Origin of the sequence: Pseudomonas sp. F01002 (assembly GCF_004402115.1) — a bacterium.
In the GTDB taxonomy this organism is placed as follows: Bacteria; Pseudomonadota; Gammaproteobacteria; order Pseudomonadales; family Pseudomonadaceae; genus Aquipseudomonas; species Aquipseudomonas frigoris.
The window spans coordinates 98310-122031 of the sequence record NZ_SOPU01000015.1 but is presented as its reverse complement, the minus strand read 5'-3'; the positions used below and the strand labels follow the sequence as shown (position 1 = coordinate 122031).

At 59.0% G+C, this 23722-nt stretch carries 22 protein-coding genes and 1 pseudogene; 15 read left to right on the top strand and 8 right to left on the bottom strand.

Translation table 11 applies throughout. From position 1 onward, the window contains the following. Window positions 1–33: 33 nt before the first annotated feature. Window positions 34–1968, bottom strand: a complete 1935-nt coding sequence (locus E3W21_RS10150) for an ATP-dependent DNA helicase RecQ (protein WP_134419536.1) — start codon at window positions 1966–1968, stop codon at window positions 34–36. A 229-nt stretch (window positions 1969–2197) separates the two neighbouring features. Further along, window positions 2198–2494, bottom strand: a complete 297-nt coding sequence (locus E3W21_RS10145; protein ID WP_134419532.1) for a hypothetical protein — start codon at window positions 2492–2494, stop codon at window positions 2198–2200. 308 nt (window positions 2495–2802) lie between these two features. Between E3W21_RS10145 and E3W21_RS10140 the strand changes: the two genes are divergently transcribed. The 4 genes from E3W21_RS10140 (at window position 2803) to E3W21_RS10125 (ending at window position 5442) form a co-directional block, all read left to right on the top strand. Continuing rightward, the gene (locus tag E3W21_RS10140) at window positions 2803–3066 is read left to right on the top strand and encodes a hypothetical protein (protein WP_129439404.1); all 264 of its coding nucleotides are present in this window, start codon (window positions 2803–2805) and stop codon (window positions 3064–3066) included. A 101-nt stretch (window positions 3067–3167) separates the two neighbouring features. Further along, window positions 3168–4295, top strand: a complete 1128-nt coding sequence (locus E3W21_RS10135) for a hypothetical protein (RefSeq protein ID WP_134419525.1) — start codon at window positions 3168–3170, stop codon at window positions 4293–4295. A 382-nt stretch (window positions 4296–4677) separates the two neighbouring features. Next, complete coding sequence (locus E3W21_RS10130) at window positions 4678–4974, top strand: hypothetical protein (protein ID WP_123367054.1); 297 nt, start codon at window positions 4678–4680, stop codon at window positions 4972–4974. A gap of 114 nt (window positions 4975–5088) precedes the next feature. Beyond that, window positions 5089–5442 carry a DUF1493 family protein gene (locus E3W21_RS10125; protein ID WP_129439408.1) on the top strand — a complete coding sequence of 118 codons (354 nt, stop codon included), beginning with the start codon at window positions 5089–5091 and terminating at the stop codon, window positions 5440–5442. Window positions 5443–5586: 144 nt separating this feature from the next. Here E3W21_RS10125 and E3W21_RS10120 read toward each other — a convergent pair whose 3' ends face one another. Further along, window positions 5587–7128 carry a phosphoenolpyruvate carboxykinase gene (locus E3W21_RS10120; RefSeq protein WP_134419518.1) on the bottom strand — a complete coding sequence of 514 codons (1542 nt, stop codon included), beginning with the start codon at window positions 7126–7128 and terminating at the stop codon, window positions 5587–5589. 182 nt (window positions 7129–7310) lie between these two features. Beyond that, on the bottom strand, window positions 7311–8213 hold the full coding sequence (gene hslO / locus E3W21_RS10115; protein WP_056745604.1) for an Hsp33 family molecular chaperone HslO: 903 nt from the start codon (window positions 8211–8213) through the stop codon (window positions 7311–7313). A gap of 104 nt (window positions 8214–8317) precedes the next feature. Here hslO and E3W21_RS31735 point away from each other — a divergent pair. Then, window positions 8318–8506, top strand: a pseudogene (locus tag E3W21_RS31735) (phosphoesterase); the annotation flags it as partial. Window positions 8507–8688: 182 nt separating this feature from the next. Here the strand turns inward: E3W21_RS31735 and E3W21_RS10105 are convergent. Beyond that, window positions 8689–9096: an RNA-binding S4 domain-containing protein gene (locus E3W21_RS10105; protein ID WP_129439414.1), complete on the bottom strand. Its 408-nt coding sequence runs from the start codon at window positions 9094–9096 to the stop codon at window positions 8689–8691. A 116-nt stretch (window positions 9097–9212) separates the two neighbouring features. On the opposite strand from E3W21_RS10105, the gene E3W21_RS10100 reads away from it, so the two are divergent. Genes E3W21_RS10100 through rimK form a run of 3 tightly spaced genes read left to right on the top strand, consistent with a single transcriptional unit; the run spans window position 9213 to window position 11390 of the window. After that, window positions 9213–9992, top strand: a complete 780-nt coding sequence (locus E3W21_RS10100; protein WP_134419503.1) for an EAL domain-containing protein — start codon at window positions 9213–9215, stop codon at window positions 9990–9992. A 34-nt stretch (window positions 9993–10026) separates the two neighbouring features. After that, entirely contained in the window at window positions 10027–10488 is a 462-nt protein-coding gene (locus E3W21_RS10095) for an ATP-dependent zinc protease (RefSeq protein ID WP_176471525.1), read from the top strand. Beyond that, window positions 10485–11390 (top strand): 30S ribosomal protein S6--L-glutamate ligase, encoded by a 906-nt coding sequence (rimK, locus tag E3W21_RS10090; RefSeq protein ID WP_134419496.1) that lies wholly within the window; start codon window positions 10485–10487, stop codon window positions 11388–11390. Before E3W21_RS10095 ends, rimK begins: the two co-directional genes overlap by 4 nt. A 165-nt stretch (window positions 11391–11555) precedes the next feature. Here rimK and E3W21_RS10085 read toward each other — a convergent pair whose 3' ends face one another. Further along, window positions 11556–12869, bottom strand: a complete 1314-nt coding sequence (locus E3W21_RS10085) for an ATP-binding protein (RefSeq protein ID WP_134419489.1) — start codon at window positions 12867–12869, stop codon at window positions 11556–11558. Between the two features lie 115 nt (window positions 12870–12984). Continuing rightward, window positions 12985–13725, bottom strand: coding sequence for a two-component system response regulator OmpR (ompR, locus tag E3W21_RS10080; protein WP_129439422.1), 741 nt, complete (start codon window positions 13723–13725; stop codon window positions 12985–12987). Window positions 13726–14086: 361 nt separating this feature from the next. Here ompR and E3W21_RS10075 point away from each other — a divergent pair, with 361 nt between their 5' ends. From E3W21_RS10075 to tauD, 7 genes are all read left to right on the top strand, one after another. Beyond that, window positions 14087–16411 (top strand): Tex family protein, encoded by a 2325-nt coding sequence (locus E3W21_RS10075; protein WP_134419482.1) that lies wholly within the window; start codon window positions 14087–14089, stop codon window positions 16409–16411. Then, complete coding sequence (locus E3W21_RS10070) at window positions 16411–16794, top strand: PaaI family thioesterase (protein WP_095127618.1); 384 nt, start codon at window positions 16411–16413, stop codon at window positions 16792–16794. Before E3W21_RS10075 ends, E3W21_RS10070 begins: the two co-directional genes overlap by 1 nt. Window positions 16795–17024: 230 nt before the next feature. Continuing rightward, window positions 17025–18608, top strand: coding sequence for a glutamate--cysteine ligase (gene gshA / locus E3W21_RS10065; protein WP_134419475.1), 1584 nt, complete (start codon window positions 17025–17027; stop codon window positions 18606–18608). 256 nt (window positions 18609–18864) lie between these two features. Next, window positions 18865–19842 (top strand): taurine ABC transporter substrate-binding protein, encoded by a 978-nt coding sequence (gene tauA / locus E3W21_RS10060; protein WP_134419468.1) that lies wholly within the window; start codon window positions 18865–18867, stop codon window positions 19840–19842. 15 nt (window positions 19843–19857) lie between these two features. Then, window positions 19858–20652 (top strand): taurine ABC transporter ATP-binding subunit, encoded by a 795-nt coding sequence (gene tauB / locus E3W21_RS10055; RefSeq protein ID WP_134419461.1) that lies wholly within the window; start codon window positions 19858–19860, stop codon window positions 20650–20652. Beyond that, window positions 20649–21482, top strand: a complete 834-nt coding sequence (gene tauC / locus E3W21_RS10050) for a taurine ABC transporter permease TauC (RefSeq protein ID WP_033058455.1) — start codon at window positions 20649–20651, stop codon at window positions 21480–21482. The genes tauB and tauC overlap by 4 nt, the downstream gene beginning before the upstream one ends. 202 nt (window positions 21483–21684) lie before the next feature. After that, window positions 21685–22527, top strand: coding sequence for a taurine dioxygenase (tauD, locus tag E3W21_RS10045; RefSeq protein WP_129439432.1), 843 nt, complete (start codon window positions 21685–21687; stop codon window positions 22525–22527). A gap of 155 nt (window positions 22528–22682) precedes the next feature. Here the strand turns inward: tauD and mgrA are convergent, their stop codons facing one another. After that, the gene (gene mgrA / locus E3W21_RS10040) at window positions 22683–23720 is read right to left on the bottom strand and encodes an L-glyceraldehyde 3-phosphate reductase (protein WP_134419448.1); all 1038 of its coding nucleotides are present in this window, start codon (window positions 23718–23720) and stop codon (window positions 22683–22685) included. Between the last annotated feature and the right edge of the window lie 2 nt (window positions 23721–23722).

Below are 23722 nucleotides of genomic sequence, written 5' to 3'. Positions count from 1 at the left end.
ATTCCTGTGATGAGCAACATTCAGCGGATGGATCTACGCCGGCAAATGTGCCTCGGCCCACGTCCGGACTTCGGCATACGGATATTCCTCCAGCGCTGCAAACCCCGGAATCGACCGTGCCTTGAGCTTGGTAAACAGCGGCACGCTGATCCCGCACAAAAACCGTGTCACGCGCTCCGCCGACGGTGCGTTGCCGGTGTGCTGCTCATGCCTGTGGATAAAATCACCGCACAACGCTTCGAAGTTTTTATCCACAAGCGCTGGCAACTCCGGTGGAGCGGGCAATCGCGCCACATCCCCGTGACACACCGAACAATGCCCGCACTGCTGCGGTGCGTTTTCATCGCCGAAGTACTCGGCCAGGCGATAACCCAGGCAATGGTCGGTGGCGAACAGTTCCAGCATGGCGTGAATCCGCGCGACCTCGGTGCGCTCGTGCCGGGTGAAATAGGCGTGTAACTCGGCGCTCAGGGCCTGGCTGTTGAAATCCGTTTGCAACAGGCTGTAGACCTCGGTCATCTGTTTGCTTTCGAGCTCGACCCAGCCCTTTTCCTGGAAATAATCCAGCGCCTTGACCACTCGATTGCGTTCGGCCTGATGCTGTTCATACAGCGCATCGAAATTCACCGTGGCCCAGGTCCGTGCGCGACTGGAGGTCTGGATGATCGCCGCGACGAAGTCCTTGCGCTCACCCTCGAAACGGGCGAGTAAAGCTTCCGGCTCCTGCAAATACTTGAAACGGTATTCGGCGTAATAGGCGTAACGCGGCGCAATGATTCCACGCAGTTCCAACTGCACCAGCAAAGTCTTGAGCGGCAGCTGACGGATGTTGCTCTGATCGGCCAGCGGCCCCAACAGAAACTCCCACTGCCCCTCGGGCGCGGCGGCTTGCAACTCGTCGAGCACATAGCGGATGCCATCCAGCTCAGGCGTATCGCCGTAGACGAAGTTTTCCAGCACGTTGAGGCTGTCGCGGTTGGCCAATACCAGGCAGTCGGACGGCTGCCCGTCACGCCCGGCACGGCCGATTTCCTGGCTGTAGTTTTCGATGGATTTGGGCAGGTCGAAATGCACCACGTTGCGGATGTCGCTCTTGTCGATGCCCATGCCGAACGCGATGGTGGCAACGATGCAATTGGACTGCCCGCCCATGAACCGGCGCTGGATTGCTTCGCGTTGTTCGTGGGGCAGACCGGCGTGATAGGCCTCCGCCTGAATGCCGTTGCGGGCCAGATGTTCGGCGATATGCTCGGCGGTTTTCTGCAGGGTGACGTAGACGATGCTCGGCTGGTCGGGACGCTGGCTCATCCATTCGACAAGGCGTCGTCGCTTGTCCTGACCGCGCACCGGCTCCACCAACAGATTGAGGTTCGGCCGGTAGAAACCGGTGGTCACCACGTCCTCAGGGGCGATGGCGAATTTTGCCTCCATGTCCGCGATCACTTTGGGGGTCGCAGTGGCGGTCAGCAGCAAGGCCTGAGGGATGTTGAACTGGCGCTGATAGTCGGGGAGCTTGAGGTAGTCGGGGCGAAAGTTGTGGCCCCATTCCGAGATGCAGTGCGCCTCGTCCACCACCAGCAACGAGATCGGCACCTGCTGCAAGAAATTGCGGAAACGCTCGTTCTTCAGGCGCTCCACGGAGATCATCAAAATTTTCAGCTCGCCAGACTTGGCCCGAGCCATCACGTCGCTGGCGTCATCGCGGCTCTGGGCCGAATCGATACTGCCCGCCGCAATGCCATGGCGCTGCAGGAACGCCAACTGATCCTGCATCAACGCCAGCAGTGGCGAGACCACCAGCGTCAGGTGCGGCAGTAGCAAGGCCGGCAATTGATAACAAAGGGACTTACCCGAGCCGGTGGGGAAAATCGCCGCCGCCGAGCGCCCGGCCAACACCGCGCTGACCGCCGCTTCCTGGCCGGGCCGAAACTGTGGATAACCGAAAACCTGTTCCAGGGTGTTGTGCATAAGCTGTCACTCCGTTGACCGCTGCGAAGCCCAAAGCCTAGCCGGCAAACGCAGCGAGTCGAGAAAAGGTCGGGGACCAAAACGATACGGGATGATACAGCGTGTTGTCGGCGATCGTTCCCATGCGCCGCAAAGGAATGCAGCCCGTGACGCTTCGCGTTACTGGACGCGGAGCGTCCCTTGAGGCATTCCCACGCGGGTGCGTGGGAAGATCAGTCAGGAGAGGAGGCTAAGGCGCCAACACCGCCACGCGCAGCTGTTCATTCAATGCCTGCTCGTGAAACACCTGGCTCTTGCTCGCCCAAATGGCATGGGCCGGACTGATTTCGCCGGTGAACGCCGCCGCCAACTGACGCAAATCAGCGCGCAAAGCGGTGTCCATGCTCGCCTGACTGGTCAGCACATCCGGCCAACCAGTGCGGTCCATATTGGCCAGGACCATCGAGCTACCTGCATCAGCAGCACTCGCCGCGCGACAAAACCCGGCCCACAGCAACAAAATCGAGGCCATACGTAGCCATTGCATACCTAATTCCCTTTAAGCGTTGGACGGACGTTTCGAAACGTCCTACTGATTCTGGCGCGCACCATACAGAGGCTTGATGTGTTGCGCCTGACAAACCCGTAGGAAATTTGCCATCTAAGGGTTTAGGCGTAAAAAACCTCGGGAAACGCGTAGGTTCGGTCCGAAAAGGCAGGAAAAACCCCTACAAACCCTGTCCATTGCGGCCGTATTGCCGCGCTGCGTCGCCACCTTCATAGTTTGCGGCGCGGCTGAAAACAGGGTGTCGACCTGCCGGCGAGACTGCCCGACTTCCTACAGGACTGACCTAAATGCAAGACCGCTACCGTCCACTCAAAACCAGCTACAGCGAAACACCCGTCCTCGTCATCGACACCACGGCCAGCACCGGTGCCGTCCTCGACGCAGCGCACCAACGCCTGCGCGCAGCCAGCGATTTGCTCGAAACGCTTTATTGTCTGTGCTTCAAACAGGCCGACGTTAAAGACATCCCTCATATAGTGAATGCGCTTTATTTACTAACGCAGGATGGTTGCGAGCTACTAGAAGTTGCCAAACAAAGAATAGAACACTAAAACTTCAAACACACACTACAACCCCGGTAACAACTAACCACTTCATTATTTAAATAACTCAAACTAGTCTGCACGCTCTTAAACCAAACAAGAGCACAACAATGACTACATTAACTATTTTCTTTTGCGGTACCGGCTCGACTAAATTCGACAACCAAAACCCAACTTACTGGAATGGCGAACTGGTTTCGGCACTGGCCTCCCATCATGCTGGCCGAGAGTTTGCCGAATGGATCGTCATTGACGGCCCAGGCACCAGCAACCTGCAAGCTGATGAGCTGTTCACTAAATCCAAGGACTACGGCCTGAGCGGCACGCTGTTCGGCAAGGGCTGGGAGGAGAACGTAAAGCACGCCATCAACATCATCAAAGGTCAGTGTGACTGGCAGCGTGAAAAACTGACCGAGACCGAATACAACCGCCTGAAGGCTGCAGGCATTCCAATCGAAGACGTGATCGTCGAAGGCTCCTGGCTGTGGCGTAAATATAACTACGGCGACCGCAGTGTGACCCAGCAGAAGTTACAAGAACAAATCATTAAAACGTTTCGCAAGGACGGCATTATTCCAACCAAGGTAAACTTGGTAGGCTGGAGCCGCGGCGGTATTAGTTGTCATATGCTGGCCAATGCCATGTTCAAGGACAGCACACTGAAGAACATCCCGGTAAATATCTTTGCGATTGATCCAGTACCGGGCATCGGCAACTTTCAGGAAGACAAAGTAAAACTGAATGCCAACGTAAAAGAATACGTCGGCTTCTACGCCCGAGACGAGCGCTCCAAAGGCTTTAGCTGTGTCATCCCGCAAACGGTCACCGGTACCCGAACCCACATTTATCCCATGCCCGGCCGCCATGGCACGCTGGTTGGCAACGCCGCAGCAGACGGTGTCGGCGGCCCTAAAGTGCTGGCCGAACCTGGCCTGATCGTCCGCCACTTTGCCGAAGTGTGCCTGAAGCGCTGGGGCGTGCAGCTGAACAAAACCCTCAACTTGACCCCGGCCGACCTGCAGAACCACCACAACACCATGGTCAGCACCGCCGCGAAATACAAAGCGATGGAAAAGTGTTCGTACACCTATTTCACCCAGCTGGACCAGGGCGAGCGTTACGTTTCGTTGGGTAGTAATGGGGTCAGGTTCTCGGCAGTGAAAGGTACGATCTACGCGCCGGCGACCGGGCTGACTACTGGCCTGCTGGATGTTGCTTCGTATCAGCATATTCGTTGAGGTGGTAGGGCGCGGGATGGCAGAAAAGCACGAGAAATTCCTCGCGAAAACTCCTATAGAAACGGCCTAGCCAAGGTTCATCCCGTTCCTACATGCGGGGACTCTTTGTCGTCTATCGCTGCCCGGCTGCTCACACCTATAGTCGGGCTGTCGCTGCCAAATCAGCGTCTCGGGCTTGGTCACTCGATGGAATACATAAACGCGTCCGTTGTATGCTGCCGGCACCTCAAGTGTCTGCACGCTATATGGTGGCTGTGTTTGGGACGCCTTATGGCGTGCCGGTCTTATGTATTCCTCCGGCTGACCAACCCGAACACAGTCCGCCTCCATCGCTTGGTCACGATGGTGGTGGTTTCATCTGATGCATTTGAGAATACATAAAATGAATAAATTGAACCCGTTCCCCGATCGCTACCGCCCCCTCCAAACAAACCTCACCGATTCCCCGCCCCTGATCATCGACACAGAGGCCAACCCCCAGGACATCCTCGAAGCTGCCCTCCAGCGAATCAGAGCTTCCGGCGACCTACTCAAAACCCTACATTGCCAATGCTTCAAAAACGGCGATGTGGAAGACATCCCGCATATCACCCACGCCCTCTACCTGTTGACTCAGGACGGCTGCGACCTGCTGAAAGTCGCGCAACAACGCATGATGGGCTGGAAAGCACCAACCTGACGCCGAGCGAAGATCGTTCCCACGCTCTGCGTGGGAATGCCTCAAGTTAGTCGGTCCTTCCCCCAGGGCCCGACGATCAATAAGCTCCACCCAAGCCCAATCGGACACTCCGCAATGAACTTCGCCCCCGACTTCCCCGACGACCAAACCATGCATCTGCTCATGCAGCTGCTGCACGAAGAGCTCGGTCTGCCAGAACGCAAAACCATCAGCCTCACCACCTCGATTAACTTCGACTTTGGCTGCAACGGCACCGATGCGCGCCACCTGATGGAGACGCTGGAAGAACAGTTCGCCATCGACTTCATCGATTACGACGCCTATCGCTACTTCCAGCCCGAAGGCTTTGACGTATTCCTCAAGCGCCGGGCCAAGGGGCGTGGCGACAAGATCCCTCTGACTATCGGAATGATTTACCAAGCGATCAAGTTGCAACGGTGGGACACACAGGAATTGGAAGGAATCTAGCTGAACGCGTAAGTGCCATTATTCTGGTCGTTTAGCGCCTTTTCGGCTGGAATAATGGCACTTAAGGTGTCCCTGACGGCCTGAATTGCACGCACAAAAAAGCCGCCCTCAAAGGGCGGCTTTTTTATTCGCTAAATCCAAGCCTTACAGCTTAGGTCCAGCAGCCTTGATCGCGTCGCTCACTTCAAACTTCTTGAAGTTCTCAACAAACAACCCAGCCAGTGCTTTAGCGGCTTCATCGTAAGCAGCCTTGTCAGCCCAGGTATTACGTGGGTTCAACAGTCCAGTCTCAACGCCCGGCACAGCCAACGGCACGTCGAGGTTGATGGTGTCGAGGTGTTCGGTTTCAGCACCGATCAACGCGCCGCTCTGGATCGCTGCGATCACGCCGCGAGTGGTCGGGATGTTGAAGCGTTTGCCGACGCCGTAGCCGCCGCCGGTCCAGCCGGTGTTGACCAGGTAGACCTTGGAGCCGAAGCCGCGGATGCGCTTGATCAGCAGTTCTGCGTATTCGCCAGCCGGACGCGGGAAGAACGGTGCGCCGAAGCAGGTGGAGAAAGTCGACTTGATGCCGCTGCCGGAACCCATTTCGGTCGAGCCCACCAGTGCGGTGTAGCCGGACAGGAAGTGGTAGGCCGCTTGTTCTTCGCTGAGGATCGACACTGGCGGCAGTACGCCGGTCAGGTCGCAGGTCAGGAAGATCACAGCGTTTGGCTCGCCACCGAGGTTTTTCTCAGAACGCTTGGCGACGTGCTCCAGCGGGTAGGCGGCGCGGCTGTTCTGGGTCAGGCTGACATCGGTGTAGTCGGCGTGCTTGGCGTCGTCGATAACGACGTTTTCCAGGACTGCGCCGTGCTTGATGGCTTTCCAGATGACCGGCTCGTTCTTCTCGGACAGGTCGATGCACTTGGCGTAGCAGCCGCCTTCGATGTTGAAGACAACGCCTTCACCCCAACCGTGCTCGTCGTCACCGATCAGGTAACGGCTTTCATCGGCGGACAGGGTGGTTTTGCCGGTGCCGGACAGACCGAAGAACAGGGTCACGTCGCCCGCTTCGCCGATGTTGGCGGCGCAGTGCATTGGCAGCACGTCGGCAGCCGGCAGCAGGAAGTTCTGCACCGAGAACATGGCTTTCTTCATTTCACCGGCGTAACGCATGCCGGCGATCAGCACTTTCTTCTGAGCGAAGTTGAGGATCACGCAACCGTCGGAGTTGGTGCCGTCACGCTCTGGCACGCACTCGAAGTTGGCAACGTTGAGCACTTGCCACTCATCACGGCCAGCCGGGTTGTATTTTTCCGGGTTGATGAACAGGCAACGGCCGAACAGGTTCTGCCAGGCAGTCTGGGTGGTCATCTTCACGGCCAGGTAGTGGTCTTCAGACGCACCTACATGCACGTGGGAAACGAAATGCTCTTGTGCGTTGTTGAACGCTTCAACGCGGTCCCACAGGGCATCGAACTTGTCGGCCGGGAACTTGCGGTTGATCGGGCCCCAGGCGATGGAAGCCGAAGTGGACGGCTCGTCAACGATGAAACGATCGACTGGTGAGCGGCCGGTGCGGTGACCGGTGCGAACAGTCAGCGCGCCGGTATCGGCAAGCTCGCCCTCACCGCGACTCAGAGCTTCTTTTACCAGATCATCAACACTCAGATCGGTGTACACGGCGTTATTGGCTTGCGTCATGAGATTCCCCGTCGGCCAGTGGCCGAGTGTGCTCCAAACGTTTTGTAGTAGAAAGTCGTGCACTACTACCGCGACAAAAAGTGGGCCGGATTATGCCAGAAAAGCCCAAAAATAGTAGGGCCCTCCCGTCGTAACGGCGTTATTCCGGCGTTAAGCAGTGAATTTACCTGCGCTGAACCGTTTTAGTGCCGGGTATCTGACGGCGTATCAACACCCGCACCTGCGAATAATTGAGCGATATCGGCGGCGTCGAACAGGTAGCGCTCATTGCAAAACTGGCAATCAATCTCAATGTTGCCGCCATGTTCGATCACGAGCGACTGGGCATCTTCCAGACCCAAACTGACCAGCGCATTGGCAGAACGTTCGCGCGAGCAGCTGCAACGGAAGCGCAGTTTCTGCACATCGAACAGTCGAACCTGCTCTTCGTGGTAGAGGCGATGGAGAATGGTTTCGTTATCCAGGCTCAGCAATTCATCGGCGGTCAGGGTGCTGCCCAGCGCGGTGATGTGCTGCCAGCTGGCGGCGCGTTCTTCTTCATCTTTCAATCGATCAGCAGGCAGCTGCTGCAACAACAGGCCACGGGCGCGACGACCATCGGCGTACAACCAGAAACGCGTACCGACTTGTTGGGACATCACGAAGTAGTTAGTGAAGCACTCCGACAGGGTTTCGCCATCGAGGTCGACGATGCCCTGGTAACGCTGGCCGTGGGTCGGGTCGACGGTCAGCGCCAATACGCCGTTGGGCATCAGGTCGGCGAGGGTCGCATCCGGCGCGATCTGGTCGGCCTCGTATCGGGCCAGGCCACGGATTTCGCGCTCGCTGGAGCACTCGATCATCAGCAGCGGGATCGGACCTTCGGAACGGGCCTGGAGAATCAGCAAGCCATCGAACTTCAAGGTGCCGACCAACAACGACGCCGCCGCCATCAGCTCGCCGAGCAGTTGTGCAACCGGCTCCGGGTACGGGTGTTTAGCGAGGACTTCGGCGTAGCTACGCTCCAACGCAACCAGCTCGCCGCGGGTGTCGCTGTCATCGAAGATGAAGCGTTGGGTGTAGTCGGTATCCGGTAAATCGGTCATAGGTCTGGGTATCTGAAGTAATGACAAAATGATTTCAAACAGCGAGAAATTGCGCCTCTTCGGCACCATTTTGGTGCGCAATGTTCAGCCATGGGAGGCATTTTATGAACAATCCGGGTTTGTTCCAAGCAAGGTGGAACCTTCGCCGGATGGCTTTATGCAATTCCTTACCTCTGGCGCTGCTGGCCTTCTGGTTATGGCCTACGGGTCAGAGGCTGCGTGTGGTTTTCGACGAGTGGCGCTTTCACCCATCCAACGCGCTGCTGGCGATTAACCCGATATGGCTACACGTTTAAGCAATTGCAAGTCTGCGTCCCGTCGATGCGGTGGTGGGTGGTGCGTAGCGCCTGATAGTCAGGCACGCCTGGCGAGCAAGCTCGCTCCCACAAGGACTGCGCAATACCTGTGGGAGCGGGCTTGCTCCGGGCGGCGATCCGACGAAGGCTGCCTCACAGGCAACACAGAAACAATTGTCTTACTCGTCGTTACTGCTTCCACGAAACTTGAACAAATCCCGTCGCTGTTTCTTGCTCGGCTTGCCATCGGTGCTCACGCCCAGCGAACCGGCCTTACGCATGGCCGCAGCCGCCTCGCGCTTGGCGATGCTGGCGTCGGTTTCAGCGTAGAGCGCCTGAGCCTCTGGCGCACCACGGCGTACGATCGACAGCGCCTGAACCACCACCGTGCGTTCCTCGAACCCTGCGCGAATCTGAAACTCATCGCCGATCCTCGGTTCCTTACCCGGTTTGCAGCGCTCGCCCCGGCAATGCACCTTGCCGCTTTCAATCGCCGCCTTGGCCAAGGCACGTGTTTTATAAAAACGCGCGGCCCACAACCATTTATCGAGACGGACTTTGTCGTCCTCTTCCTGTTTTTGTGCCACTTGAATTCCTCTCTCAGCCAATAGTCAGAACTGTACTACCGTTTCTGTCGGGCGCAATAACTCGACCCTCCAGCTAGAATGCGATCTTGGCCGGATCACCGGCATGGAGTGATCGAGTGACTACATTTCCGTCTTCATTGACCTCGCCTCAGGGCGGGTGCCAGGGTTGTCAGCAAAGCGAGCCACTGGGCTTCGATTTTGCCTTCGCCTACCAACCGATCGTCGATTTGCGAGACCAGTCGATTTTTGCCCACGAAGCATTGGTACGGGGCCTGGCCGGTGAAGGTGCGCTGTCGGTGCTCAATCAGATCACCGAGGACAACCGATACCGTTTCGACCAGCTCTGCCGGACGCGAGCCATTGAAGGGGCGGCGAATCTAGGGATGCAGACACTCCTGTCGATCAACTTCATGCCCAACGCCGTGTACCGCCCGGAACTGTGTATTCGCAGCACGCTGGAAGCCGCGAAAAAACACAACTTCCCCATCGACCGGTTGATTTTCGAAACCCTGGAAAGCCAGCACGTAGATAACTATCGCCATTTGACCAATATTCTGCGTGAATACCGCGAATTCGGCTTCAAGACCGCCATCGACGATTTCGGCGCGGGCTACTCGGGGCTCAATCTGCTCGCTGATTTCCAACCGGACCTGATCAAACTCGACATGGCACTGATCCGCGATGTCGACCGTGATCGTGCTCGTCAGGCTATCGTTCGAGGGATTGTCACAATCTGTGCGGAGCTGAACGTTACAGTCATTGCCGAAGGGATCGAAAGCGCCGGAGAACGGGATTTCCTGGCGGACTGTGGAATTTTTCTGATGCAGGGTTACTGGTTCGCCAAGCCCGCATTCAAAGCGTTGGCCCAGGTAACACCTGGGACCTGGACGCGTTAATCGCCGGTTTTTCCTATTGAAGACATTTGACCATTTGACCGTTGTCGGTCTGCGCGAGTGGGTGGCGCTCCCGGATTTGGGAGTCGCGGGCCTGCGCGCAAAAATCGACACCGGCGCCAGCACCTCCAGCCTGCATGCCACCGATATCGAACCGTTCGAGCGCGACGGGGAACAGTGGGTGCGCTTTACTGCTCACTTGGGCACGGTGGTGCAACTGCGTCACCGGCGCTGCGAAGCCCCCCTGGTGACGATGAAGACCATCAAAAGCTCCAACGGCCACGCGCAGATGCGTTACGTGGTCAGCACCACCCTGGCCCTCGGTGATCGGGTCTGGCGGGTCGAGTTCACTCTCGCCTGCCGCAAGTCCATGCGTTATCGCCTGTTACTCGGTTCAAAAGCCTTGATCGACGGCCAGTTGGTGGTCAATCCAGGCATTAAGTACGTACAAGACAAGCCGGTGTTCCCGGTATCTACCTCCTCCACAGGTGTTGCATGAAGATCGCTGTGCTGTCGCGGAACCCGCGTCTGTATTCCACTCGTCGTCTGGTCGAAGCCGGTACCGAACGTGGCCATGAAATGGTGGTGATCGACACCCTGCGCGCCTACATGAACATCGCCAGCCACAAGCCGCAGATCCACTACCGCGGCAAGCCGTTGGAGGGTTTCGATGCGGTGATCCCGCGGATTGGCGCGTCGGTGACGTTTTATGGCTGCGCGGTGTTGCGCCAGTTCGAAATGATGGGCGTGTTCCCGCTCAATGAATCGGTGGCCATCGCCCGCTCGCGGGACAAACTGCGGTCCCTGCAATTGCTGTCACGCAGAGGGATCGGTTTGCCGGTCACTGGTTTTGCGCACTCCCCGGACGACATTCCCGACTTGATCGAGATGGTCAACGGCGCGCCGCTGGTGATCAAGGTGCTGGAAGGTACTCAGGGCATCGGCGTGGTGATGTGTGAAACGGCGACGGCGGCGGAGTCGGTGATCGAGGCGTTCATGGGCCTGAAGCAAAACATCATGGTTCAGGAATACATCAAGGAAGCCGGCGGGGCGGACATTCGCTGCTTCGTGGTGGGCGACAAGGTGATCGCGGCGATGAAGCGCCAGGCCAAGCCTGGGGAGTTTCGCTCCAACCTGCATCGGGGTGGCACTGCCAGCCTGATCAAGATAACGCCGGAAGAACGCATGACGGCATTGCGTGCGGCGAAGGTCATGGGGTTGGCGGTGGCGGGTGTGGATATCCTTCGTTCCAATCACGGGCCGCTGGTGATGGAAGTGAATTCATCGCCGGGGTTGGAAGGGATTGAAACCACCACCAGCAAGAACGTGGCGGGGATCATCATTGAGCATCTTGAGAAAAATGGTGGGCCGAATATGACGCGCACCAAAGGCAAGGGTTAAGGGTACAAAAGCCGGCTTTTGTGGTGACGGGCAGGCCGCCTTCGCGAGCAAGCCCGCTCCCACATCTGATCTGTGGCGAACACAATATCAGTGTCTGACACGATCTACTGTGGGAGCGGGCTTGCTCGCGAAGAGGCCTTGAGCCCCAACGACAATGCTGATCTCTTAAACCGCATCCCGCGGCAGCATCAACCCAAGCGGCAATCGCACCCGCGCTTCCAGCCCGCCACCAGACCGATTGCGCAGCTCTACATTCCCGCCATGCATCGAAGCAATCCGCTTCACGATCGCCAACCCCAACCCGGTGCCTTTACCACCTCGGGCACGGTCGCCACGGGTGAACGGGTTAAAGATCGCCTCCAGCTCCGACGGATCAATCCCCGCCCCACGATCCATCACACTCAGCACCACGTACGGCGCAGCAGTGTCCCCGGACACATACGCCGCGACTTCGACGCCACTGCCGGCGTGATGCAACGCGTTGCCGATCAAATTGTTGAGCAACCGCTTCATCGACACCCGTCGCAACGGAAACGGCTGAATCGGCTCCAGGCGCAGGCGCACTTTCTCTTCGTTCTGGTTGTAGGGCGCTGCGACTTCGCGCACCAGATCGCTCAGGTCCACCTCTTCTACCGACTCGTCGCGACCATCGCGAATGAACGCCAGGAACTGGTCGAGAATCGCGTCCATGTCTTCGATGTCGCGCACCATGTCATCCGTCAGGTCGCTGTGGTCGCCCATCAACTCCAGAGATAGCCGTAACCGGGTCAACGGTGTGCGCAGGTCGTGGGACACCCCGGCGAGCATCAGTTCGCGCTCACGCCCCGCCTGTTCGACGTCTTCCGCCATCTGGTTGAAGGCGCGATAGACCTCGGTCATTTCACTCGGCGTGTCGCTGATCGGCAGGCGCACACTGCGGCCCTGGCCGAGTTGCCTCGCGGCATAGACCAGACGTTTCAATGGCTGATTGAGCTGGCTGACGAAGATCCACGCCGAGGCGGTGGACAGCAGACCGATGGCGAGGAACCAGCCGAGCACGTTCCAGATTTTCTGGCCGCGCAACGGATGCGGGTAAAGCGGCACTTTCAGCCAGCCGTCACCCAGGCTTGGAGCCCGAACCCACAGGGCTGGCGGCGAATGCATTCGCAATCGGACTTCGGTGTCGGCACCCAGCTCCGCCTGCATCTGCCGCTGATAGATCTCGCTGTAAGGCCAGTGTTGCTCACCTTCCGGCACGCCAGCGCCCACTACCCGGATCAGGGTCGCGGCATCGGCAATCTTCGTGCGGTTTTCTTCATCGGCCGCCCAATAGGCGCGTAGCGTCAGGGCGACGCCGTGGCTGTATTGGCGGTCCACCAGCACGTCTTCGTTCATCAACAGATAAACCAGGGTCAGCGCCTTGGAAAACAGCACGACGATCAGCACCAGCCAAAGGGTGCGGGAGAAGAAACTCTGGGGGAACCAAACGGGGGTTTTCATGGATAACCGCTACACACTTGCAGGAGCGAGCGATGCTCGCATATTGCGGATCGCGAGTCTGCGAGCAAGGTCATCTGACCCGTTGCCCGCAAGACCCGCTCCTACAAATCACCGATCACTTGGTGGCGGCGCCATCCGGAACGAACACGTAACCCACGCCCCAGACAGTCTGGATGTAACGCGGTTTGGATGGATCGGGTTCGATCATCCGGCGCAGACGCGAGATCTGCACGTCGATGGAACGCTCCAGCGCGTCCCACTCGCGACCACGGGCCAGGTTCATCAGCTTGTCTCGGGTCAATGGCTGACGGGCGTTCATGACCAACGCCTTGAGTACCGCAAACTCACCGGTGGTGAGCATGTGCACTTCGTCGCCGCGTTTGAGCTCGCGGGTGGCCAGGGACAGTTCGTAGTCACCGAAGGTCACGCTTTCGTCTTCGCTGCCCGGTGCGCCCGGCACAGGAGTCGATTGACGACGCAGGACCGCTTTGACACGAGCCATGAGCTCGTCCGGGTTGAATGGCTTGGCCAGGTAATCGTCGGCGCCCAGCTCCAGGCCCTTGATGCGGCTCAGCTCATCGCCCTTGGCGGTCAGCATGATGATGGGGATCTGGTTGTTCGAGGTGCGCAGGCGACGGCAAGCGGTCAAGCCGTCTTCACCGGGCAGCATCAGGTCGAGGACCACCAGGTTGAACACTTCACGCGCCAGCAGGCGATCCATTTGTTCAGTGTTCGGTACGGCGCGGGCGCGGTAGCCCTTGCTGACGAAAAAACGTTCCAGCAGGCTGCTCAGCCCTGGATCGTCGTCAACAATAAGAATTTTTTCGCCTTCAGCAATGTTTGCAGTGCTGCTCATTAGATGCTCCTTTGATCTCGGCGCGCATTATGGCGTAGCTGCCGTTATACGCACCGTGTGCATTGTTAGCAGATTTTTCCTTCATCGCCAGAAATCCGGTCTTTATGCCTACAGCCTGCGATGCCCCCGAATGACAGAACGCTGGTTATAATGCGCGGCCTTTTGTGTCAGGCAACGTCTGATCATTACTGTAGGTGGCCGTTTTTTATTTTCATGGCACGGGCAGTAATTGTTCGATTTCACGGGTCAACGGGATACCTGTTGATCCAGGTAGCGGCGCAGGCCAGGCCGCTCAACCAGACTCGCCGAGCCTTTATCTCTGCGCCTGCGAGCCTGCTTTCACAATTTGTCAGGTGGTTTTATGGACAGCATCAACAGCCGCATCGCCCAGGAACTCGGTGTACGCCCACAACAGGTCGAAGCGGCCGTCGCGCTACTCGATGAAGGCTCCACGGTGCCCTTCATCGCCCGCTACCGGAAAGAAGTGACCGGCAGCCTCGATGACATCCAGTTGCGTCATCTGGAAGAGCGTCTGCGCTACCTGCGAGAACTCGACGAACGGCGTATCAGCATCCTTGCCAGCATCCAGGAACAAGGCAAGCTGACCCCGCAACTTGAACGCGATATTAAACTCGCCGACACCAAAACCCGCCTCGAAGACTTGTACCTGCCGTACAAGCAGAAGCGCCGCACCAAGGGCCAGATCGCCCTGGAAGCCGGCCTCGGCGAGCTGGCCGACGGCCTGTTCAACGACCCAACCCTGACGCCAGACGCTGAAGCCGCACGCTTCATCGATGCCGAAAAAGGCGTCGCCGATGTGAAGGCGGCCCTCGAAGGCGCCAAATACATCCTGATGGAACGTTTCGCCGAAGACGCCGGCCTGCTGGACAAGCTGCGCAGCTACCTCAAGCAGGAAGCCACCCTCAGCGCCCGCGTCATCGCCGGCAAAGAAGAGGAAGGCGCCAAGTTCCGCGACTACTTCGAACACGATGAACCGCTGAAAAGCATGCCGTCGCACCGCGCGCTCGCCATTTTCCGTGGCCGCAACGAAGGCATTCTGAGTTCGGCGCTGAAAGTCGGCGACGAACTGCCGGGCACCATGCACCCGTGCGAAGGCATGATCGGTCAGCAATTCGGCATTCAGAACCAGAACCGCGCCGCCGACAAATGGCTGGGCGAAGTGGTGCGCTGGACCTGGAAGGTCAAGCTCTACACCCACCTGGAAACCGACTTGCTGGGCGAACTGCGCGATGGCGCGGAAACCGAAGCGATCAACGTGTTCGCTCACAACCTGCACGATTTGCTGCTGTCGGCGCCGGCTGGCCCGCGTGCCACGCTAGGCCTCGACCCGGGCCTACGCACCGGTTGCAAGGTGGCCGTGGTCGATTCCACCGGCAAACTGCTGGATCACGCCACGGTTTACCCGCACGTGCCGCACAACAAGTGGGACCAGACCATCGCGATTCTGGCTGCCCTGTGCGCCAAGCATGCAGTGGACCTGATCGCCATCGGCAACGGCACCGCCAGCCGTGAAACCGACAAGCTGGCCGCTGAGCTGATCAAAAAATACCCAGCCATGAAGATGACCAAAGTCATGGTCTCCGAGGCCGGCGCATCGGTTTACTCGGCGTCGGAACTGGCTTCCAAGGAATTCCCGGACCTCGACGTGTCGATCCGTGGCGCGGTGTCGATTGCCCGTCGCCTGCAGGATCCACTGGCTGAGCTGGTGAAGATCGACCCGAAATCCATCGGCGTCGGCCAGTACCAGCACGACGTGTCGCAGCTGAAACTGGCGCGCGGCCTGGACGCTGTGGTCGAAGACTGCGTGAACGCCGTGGGCGTCGACGTGAACACCGCCTCCGTGGCGCTGCTGGCCCGCATCTCCGGCCTCAACGCGACCCTGGCGCAAAATATCGTCAGCCACCGCGACGAACACGGTGCGTTCAAAACCCGTGCGGCGTTGAAGAAAGTCGCTCGTCTGGGCGAGAAAACCTTCGAACAGGCCGCTGGCTTCCTGCGCGTCATGAATGGCGACAACCCGCTGGATTCGTCTGCGGTTCACCCGGAAGCCTATCCGCTGGTCCAGCGCATCGCCGCTGAGACCGACCGCGACATTCGCTCACTGATCGGCGACGCCAGCTTCCTCAAGCGTCTTGATCCGAAAAAGTACACCGACGAAACCTTCGGTCTGCCAACAGTCACCGACATCCTGCAAGAACTGGAAAAACCTGGCCGCGATCCACGTCCCGAATTCAAGACCGCCGAGTTCCAGGAAGGCGTCGAAGACCTCAAGGACCTGCAGCTGGGCATGATCCTCGAAGGCGTGGTGACCAACGTGACCAACTTCGGTGCTTTCGTCGACATCGGCGTGCATCAGGACGGTTTGGTGCACATCTCTGCGCTTTCGGAGAAGTTCATCAAGGATCCGCGTGAAGCGGTGAAGGCTGGCGACGTGGTGAAAGTGAAGGTCATGGAAATCGACATCCCACGCAAACGCGTTGGCCTGTCGATGCGCATGAGCGACACCCCGGGCGAGAAAATCGACGGTGCCCGTGGTGCGCGTCCGGGGTCCGCTCCTCGCCAGTCCCAGAACACTGCACCACGCAAGGAAACCACGGCGACGGCTCCGGCCAACAACGCCATGGCGTCGCTGTTCGCCAACGCCAAGCAGTTGAAGAAACGCTGATGGACATCCCGGCCGGGCTGACCGAAAGCGCTTTTTTCAAGTTGCTGGGGTGTCGCTTGCACAGTCTGGAGACCGGGGTGGCGCAAGTCGCCCTGGCGCTGGAACCAGAACTGCGCAATCGCGGTGGCAAGCTGCACGGCGGGGCCTTGTTCAGTCTGGTGGACATTGCCATGGGGCTGGCCTGTTCCAGCACCCATGGTTTTGACCAGCAGAGCGCGACCATCGAGTGCAAGATCAATTACATTCGCGCCGTCGCAGACGGTGAAGTGATGTGCACGGCGCGGGTGATCCACCCGGGCCGCCGCACGCTGGTGGTCGAAGCCGACGTGATGCAAGGCGACAAACTCGTCGCAAAAGCACAAGGCACGTTCGCTGTCCTGTAGCTACCAGTCATCAATTTGAGTTAATTTCGGCGCTGTAACTGCAGCGCCGGAGTTCCCTGTGGGAGCGAGCAAGCCCGCTCCCACAGGGGATTGCGGCGATCAATCATTGGCTGGCTGCCAGCCGCCGTGTGCGATCCAAAACCAGGCGAAAACGCCAGTTTCAACTTCACCCTTGTAGACCGTCTTGCCCACCCCCATATTGGGGCGACTGACGCGTGAAGGAATCCAACTTGAGCGAACTTCTCAACCGCCGCCTGGCTCTGCTCGGCGAGCGCGCTAACCTCTCTCTGCTCGAACAGTGCCTTCACGGCATCGAACGTGAATGCCTGCGCGTGACCGGCGAAGGTCGCCTGGCGCAAACGCCGCACCCGGAAGAATTGGGTTCCGCGCTGACCAACGAACAAATCACCACCGACTATTCCGAGTCGCTGCTGGAGTTCATCACGCCCGCCCTGCCTGACCCGGCGGACACTCTGGCGAGCTTGGACAAGATCCACCGTTTTGCCTACAGCAAGCTCGGCAACGAGTACCTGTGGAGTCCATCGATGCCGTGCCCGTTGCCGGCCGAGGAAGACATCCCGATTGCCTATTACGGCACCTCCAACATCGGTCAGCTCAAGTACGTCTACCGCAAGGGCCTGGCCCTGCGGTACGGCAAGACCATGCAGTGCATCGCCGGGATTCACTACAACTTTTCCCTACCGGAAAAGCTCTGGCCGCTGCTTAAAGAGGCTGAAGGCTTTGTCGGCACCAACCGTGACTATCAGTCGTCGGCCTACATCGCGCTGATCCGTAACTTCCGCCGCTACAGCTGGCTGCTGATGTACCTGTTCGGTGCTTCGCCTGCGCTGGACGCCGGTTTCCTGCGTGGCCGCTCGCATCAGTTGGAACAACTGGACCCGGACACCTTGTACTTGCCGTACGCCACCAGCCTGCGCATGAGTGACCTGGGTTACCAGAGCAACGCCCAGGCCGGTTTGACGCCGTGCTACAACGACTTGGCGAGCTACACCGACAGCCTGCGCAAAGCGGTCGCCACACCGTATTCGCCGTACGTCGAAATCGGCACGCATCAGGACGGAGAGTGGGTTCAGCTCAACACCAACATCCTGCAGATCGAAAACGAGTACTACTCCAACATCCGCCCGAAACGCGTGACCTACACTGGCGAACGGCCGATCCAGGCGCTGGTGGCTCGCGGCATTCAGTACGTTGAAGTGCGTTGCCTGGACATCAACCCGTTCCTGCCGATGGGCATCGACCTGCCGGAGTCGCGGTTCCTCGATGCGTTCCTGCTGTATTGCGCGCTGAACGACAGCCCGCTGCTGACCAACACCTCGTGCGGCAACGCGACCTCGAACTTCCTCAGCGTGGTCAAGGAAGGTCGCCGCCCGGGCCTGCAACTGCAACGCGACGGTCATCCGGTGGACCTGAAAGAGTGGGCCGGCGAGTTGCTGGAGAAGATTGCACCACTGGCGGCGATGCTGGATCAGAGTCATGGCGGCGATGCGCATAGCAAGGCGCTGGACGTGCAATTGGAGAAGATCAAGGATCCGTCCCGCACACCGTCGGCCCAAGTATTGGCGGCGATGGCTGAGCATAAGGAAAGCTTTGCTCAGTTCTCCCTGCGTCAGAGCCGCGCGCATGCGGAGTTTTTCCGCAGCGAGCCGCTTTCAAGCGAAGACCAGGCGAAATTTGAAGACCGGGCAGGTTCGTCGCTGGCTGAACAGGTCGAGCTGGAGCAGAACGAGGTGGGCGATTTCGATGTGTTTGTCGGGTCGTATCAGGCGAGCATTTTGGCCATCAGCAATTAAGCGGCGCCTGTCAAAAGATCGCAGCCTTCGGCAGCTCCTACGGGACGGTGCCAGGGTTGCGATTTTTTTTTGCCCGCACCACGCAATTTTGAATTCGCACGCTACCTTTGTAGGAGCTGCCGCAGGCTGCGATCTTTTGATCCTTTAGAATTTTCCGCTCATAAGCTCATTCGAAAAAGTTATTTATTTTCCGATTCTTATATCATTTAGTCTCCTTTTCACGCCGACTCTCGGTCGCCTGACAAGGAGCTTCTCAATGAAACTGACTTTCCCCCTTCGCCTGCTGGCGGCCGCGTCTCTGGCTGCGGCGAGTTTCTTTGCCCAGGCGGCTGACGTCACCGTCGCCTACCAGACCACCGTAGACCCGGCGAAAGTCGCCCAGGCTGACGGCGCGTACGAAAAAGCCACCAACGCCAAGATCGACTGGCGCAAATTCGACAACGGCGCCGACATCATCGCCGCCATCGCTTCCGGCGACGTGCAGATCGGCTACCTCGGTTCCAGCCCCCTGACGGCGGCGATCACCCGTAAAGTCCCGGTAGAAACCTTCCTCATCGCCACGCAGATCGGCGCCGCTGAAGCCCTGGTTGCCCGCGACGGTTCCGGAATCAAGACCCCACAAGACCTGATCGGCAAGAAAATCGCCGTGCCGTTCGTTTCCACCGGCCACTACAGCCTGTTGGCCGCGCTGAAGCACTGGAACATCGATCCATCGAAAGTCACCGTCCTCAACCTTGCCCCGCCAGCCATCATTGCTGCGTGGAAACGCGGTGACATCGACGCCACTTACGTTTGGGACCCAGCCCTCGGCGTGGCCAAGGAAAATGGCAAAGTGCTGATCACCTCCGGTGAACTGGCCAAGTTCGGCGCACCGACCTTTGATGCCTGGATCGTGCGTAAAGACTTCGCCGAGAAGCACCCGGAAATCGTCACCGCGTTCGCCAAAGTGACCCTCGATGCCTACGCCGACTACCGCAAAGACCCGAAAGCCTGGCTCGCCAACCAATCCAATGTCGACAAGCTGGTGAAACTCTCCGGCGCCAAGGCCAGCGACATTCCGTTGCTGCTGCAAGGCAACGTCTTCCCGCTGGCGGCTGATCAGGTGATCACCCTCGGCGCGCCGACCACCAAGGCCATCACCGACACCGCCGCGTTCCTGAAAGAACAAGGCAAGGTTGAAGCCGTGCTACCGGACTACGCCCCCTACGTCAGCGCCAAATACATCACCAACTGATCGGAGTTAACCGCGATGGCTTTGCTTCAGCTGGAGCGCATCAGCGCACAGTACCCCGGCGCCGCCGAACCGGTACTGGCGGATATTTCCCTGAGTCTTGGGCCCCAGCAGTTGCTGGTCGCCCTCGGCCCGTCCGGCAGTGGCAAGACCTCGCTGTTGAACCTGATTGCCGGTTTCGTCGAACCTAGCGCCGGGCGCATCACCCTCGATGGCGTGCCGGTCAAAGGACCGAGCGCCGAACGCGGCGTAGTGTTCCAGGATAATGCCCTGCTGCCTTGGCAGGACGTGCTGGCCAACGTCGGTTTCGGTCTGGAACTGGCTGGTATTCCCCGGGACAAACGCGAAATCCGCGCCCGGGAAATGCTCGCGCTGGTCGACCTTTACGGTTTCGAAAACCGCCGGATCTGGCAACTCTCGGGCGGCCAGAAGCAGCGTGTCGGCTTGGCCCGTGCCCTCGCCGCCGACCCTCGGGTGTTGCTGATGGACGAACCCTTCGGCGCCCTCGATGCCTTCACCCGCGAACAGATGCAGGAGTTGCTGCTACAAGTCTGGCAGCGCACCGCAAAACCCGTATTTCTGATTACCCACGACATCGAAGAAGCGGTGTTTCTCGCCACGGACCTGATTCTGCTGGCGCCGAATCCTGGGCAAATCGTTGAGCGCCTGAGCCTGGATTTCGGTCAGCGTTATGCCGCTGGGGAGTCGGCTCGATCGATCAAGTCAGATCCGCGCTTTATCGAAACCCGCGAACACGTGCTTGCCAAAGTGTTCTCCCAACGCAGCGCCGCCCAGCGGCAGGAGACCGTATGAGCAGCTATGAGATTCCGGCCGTCACGGTCAAACCGCACTCTACGGTGATTCCTGTTCGACGCAGCCTCAGTACTCGCTGGATCAGTCTGCTGACACTCGTCGCGCTCGTGGTCATTTGGTGGGCCGTCACCGCCACTGGAATGATCGAACCGCTGTTCCTGCCGCCACCCTCCGCCGTACTGCAAAAAGGCTGGCTGCTGGTGACCACCGGCTACATGGATTCAACGTTGTGGCAGCACCTTGGCGCGAGCCTCAGCCGAATCGGTCTGGGCCTGGGCTTCGCGGTGCTGACCGCCGTGCCCGTTGGAATCGCCATCGGCCACAACCGCATTGCCCGCGGCATTCTCGATCCGCTGATCGAGTTCTACCGCCCTATCCCACCGCTGGCTTATCTACCGCTGATCGTGATCTGGTGCGGCATCGGTGAGCTGTCGAAAGTCTTGCTGATCTACCTCGCGATCTTCGCCCCGATCGCCATCGCTACCGCGACCGGCGTGCGTACCGTCGACCCGGCCAAATTGCGCGCGGCGCAGTCGTTAGGCGCGACCCGGGCGCAGTTGATTCGCCATGTGATTCTGCCTAGTGCGCTGCCGGACATTTTGACCGGTGTGCGGATTGGATTGGGTGTGGGTTGGTCGACGCTGGTTGCCGCCGAACTGATCGCTGCTACCAGTGGTTTGGGCTTCATGGTGCAGTCGGCCGCACAGTTCCTGGTCACCGATGTGGTGGTGCTGGGGATTCTGGTGATCGCTCTGATCGCCTTCGCCATGGAGATGGGCTTGCGCGCCCTGCAACGCAAACTGGTGCCGTGGCATGGACAGGCACACTGAAGCATTTGAATGTAGGAGCAACTGCCTTGATACCCCCTTTTTTTGGATCAACCCTGTAGGAGCTGTCGAGTGAAACGAGGTTGCGATCTTTTGATCTTGCTCTCTAAAAACAACATCAAAAGATCGCAGCATTCGGCAACTCCTACAGGTGCGGTGTCGTTCACAAAATTCATGTACGGCCTCCAGAATTGAAGAGAACACCATGAGCAACCTGACCATCGTCCCCTTAAGCTACGCCCTCGGCGCACACATCAGCGGCGTCGACATCAGCCAGCCGCTGAACCTGGAACAGCGCGACGCCATCGAGCAGGCGCTGCTCAAACATCAAGTGTTGTTCTTCCGCGATCAGCCGATCACACCGCAGCAACAGGCGCGTTTCGCCGCCAATTTCGGCGACCTGCACATTCACCCGATTTACCCAAATGTGCCGGAACAGCCCGAAGTGCTGATCCTCGACACCGCCGTCACCGACGTGCGTGACAACGCGATCTGGCACACCGACGTGACCTTCCTGCCGACCCCGGCCCTGGGCGCGGTGCTCAGCGCCAAGTTGTTGCCGGAGTTTGGTGGCGACACGTTGTGGGCCAGCGGTATTGCGGCGTATGAAGCGTTGTCCGCGCCGATGAAAACCTTGCTCGAAGGGCTGACGGCTACCCACGATTTCACCCGCTCGTTCCCGCTGGAGCGCTATGGCAACACGCCGCAAGCCTTGGCCCAGTGGGAGGAAGCGCGCAGAAAAAATCCGCCGCTGTCACACCCGGTGATTCGCACTCATCCGGTGAGCGGACGCCGGTCGTTGTTCGTCAATGAAGGCTTCACGTCGAAGATCAATGAACTGTCGGAAACCGAAAGCGAGGTGATTCTGAAGTTTCTGTTTGCCCACGCGACACGGCCGGAATTTACCATTCGCTGGCGTTGGCAGAAGGACGACGTGGCGTTTTGGGATAACCGCGTGACACAGCATTACGCCGTGGATGATTACCGGCCGGCTCGGCGGGTGATGCAGCGGGCGACGGTGTTGGGGGATGTGCCGTTTTTTCGGTAATCCAGGGAGTTTTTTTACTAACTTTGATGGCCCCTTCGCGAGCAAGCCCGCTCCCACATTAGACCGCGTTCTTACTGAACAACTCGGTCTAATGTGGGAGCGGGCTTGCTCGCGAAAGCGGTCTGTCAGGCGCCAAAGGATCCAGCGCCGAACACTTACTCCGCCGTCGAAGGCTTCTCCCAAAGATTAACCCCGCCCTCCTGGGCAAACCGGTCGATCTCCGCCAGCTCTTCAGCGCTAAAGCTCAGATTTTTCAACGCCCCGACGTTCTCGATAATCTGCTCCGGCCGGCTCGCACCGATCAGCGCCGACGTCACGCGCGAATCGCGTAACGTCCACGCCAAAGCCAACTGCGCCAGACTCTGACCGCGACGCTTGGCAATCTCATTCAGCGCACGTACATGAGCGATGTTGGCTTCGGACAGGTGCGCCGCCTGCAACGAACCACCTCCCGGACGATTGACCCGCGCGTCCGCCGGCACACCATTGAGGTACTTGTCGGTCAACAAACCCTGAGCCAGTGGCGTGAACGCAATTACGCCCGTACCGAGTTCGTCCGTCGTATCCAGCAGGTCTTTTTCCACCCAACGATTGAGCAGGTTGTAAGCCGGTTGGTGAATCAGCAAAGGGACTTTCCACTCTTTCAGCAGCGCGGCCATTTCACGGGTTTTAACCCCCGAGTACGAGGAGATACCGATGTACAACGCCTTGCCCTGTTGTACTGCGGTGGCCAGTGCGCTGGCAGTTTCTTCTAGCGGCGTGTCCGGGTCGAAGCGGTGGGAATAGAAGATGTCCACGTAGTCCAGGCCCAGGCGCTGCAGGCTCTGGTCGAGGCTGGCCAACACGTATTTGCGCGAACCGCCGCCCTGACCATAAGGACCGGCCCACATGTCCCAACCGGCCTTGCTGGAGATGATCAGCTCGTCGCGATACTGCTTGAAGTCTTCACGCAGCAAACGACCGAAATTGATCTCGGCGCTGCCATACGGCGGGCCGTAGTTGTTGGCCAGGTCGAAATGATTGATGCCAAGATCAAATGCGGTACGCAGCAACGAACGCTGAGTGTCGATCGGCGTGCTGTCGCCAAAGTTGTGCCACAGGCCCAGAGACAGTGCTGGCAGCACCAGCCCACTGCGCCCCACGCGGCGATAAGGGATGGAGTCGTAGCGGTTTTCGGCAGCGGTGTAGGTCATCG

Coding starts and splice junctions, on each gene's coding strand:
- E3W21_RS10150 (WP_134419536.1), bottom strand. CDS start 1,968: ATGCACAACACCCTGGAACAGGTTTTCGGTTATCCACAGTTTCGGCCC.
- E3W21_RS10145 (WP_134419532.1), bottom strand. CDS start 2,494: ATGCAATGGCTACGTATGGCCTCGATTTTGTTGCTGTGGGCCGGGTTT.
- E3W21_RS10140 (WP_129439404.1), top strand. CDS start 2,803: ATGCAAGACCGCTACCGTCCACTCAAAACCAGCTACAGCGAAACACCC.
- E3W21_RS10135 (WP_134419525.1), top strand. CDS start 3,168: ATGACTACATTAACTATTTTCTTTTGCGGTACCGGCTCGACTAAATTC.
- E3W21_RS10130 (WP_123367054.1), top strand. CDS start 4,678: ATGAATAAATTGAACCCGTTCCCCGATCGCTACCGCCCCCTCCAAACA.
- E3W21_RS10125 (WP_129439408.1), top strand. CDS start 5,089: ATGAACTTCGCCCCCGACTTCCCCGACGACCAAACCATGCATCTGCTC.
- E3W21_RS10120 (WP_134419518.1), bottom strand. CDS start 7,128: ATGACGCAAGCCAATAACGCCGTGTACACCGATCTGAGTGTTGATGAT.
- hslO (WP_056745604.1), bottom strand. CDS start 8,213: ATGACCGATTTACCGGATACCGACTACACCCAACGCTTCATCTTCGAT.
- rimK (WP_134419496.1), top strand. CDS start 10,485: ATGAAGATCGCTGTGCTGTCGCGGAACCCGCGTCTGTATTCCACTCGT.
- E3W21_RS10085 (WP_134419489.1), bottom strand. CDS start 12,869: ATGAAAACCCCCGTTTGGTTCCCCCAGAGTTTCTTCTCCCGCACCCTT.
- ompR (WP_129439422.1), bottom strand. CDS start 13,725: ATGAGCAGCACTGCAAACATTGCTGAAGGCGAAAAAATTCTTATTGTT.
- E3W21_RS10075 (WP_134419482.1), top strand. CDS start 14,087: ATGGACAGCATCAACAGCCGCATCGCCCAGGAACTCGGTGTACGCCCA.
- E3W21_RS10070 (WP_095127618.1), top strand. CDS start 16,411: ATGGACATCCCGGCCGGGCTGACCGAAAGCGCTTTTTTCAAGTTGCTG.
- tauA (WP_134419468.1), top strand. CDS start 18,865: ATGAAACTGACTTTCCCCCTTCGCCTGCTGGCGGCCGCGTCTCTGGCT.
- tauB (WP_134419461.1), top strand. CDS start 19,858: ATGGCTTTGCTTCAGCTGGAGCGCATCAGCGCACAGTACCCCGGCGCC.
- tauC (WP_033058455.1), top strand. CDS start 20,649: ATGAGCAGCTATGAGATTCCGGCCGTCACGGTCAAACCGCACTCTACG.
- tauD (WP_129439432.1), top strand. CDS start 21,685: ATGAGCAACCTGACCATCGTCCCCTTAAGCTACGCCCTCGGCGCACAC.
- mgrA (WP_134419448.1), bottom strand. CDS start 23,720: ATGACCTACACCGCTGCCGAAAACCGCTACGACTCCATCCCTTATCGC.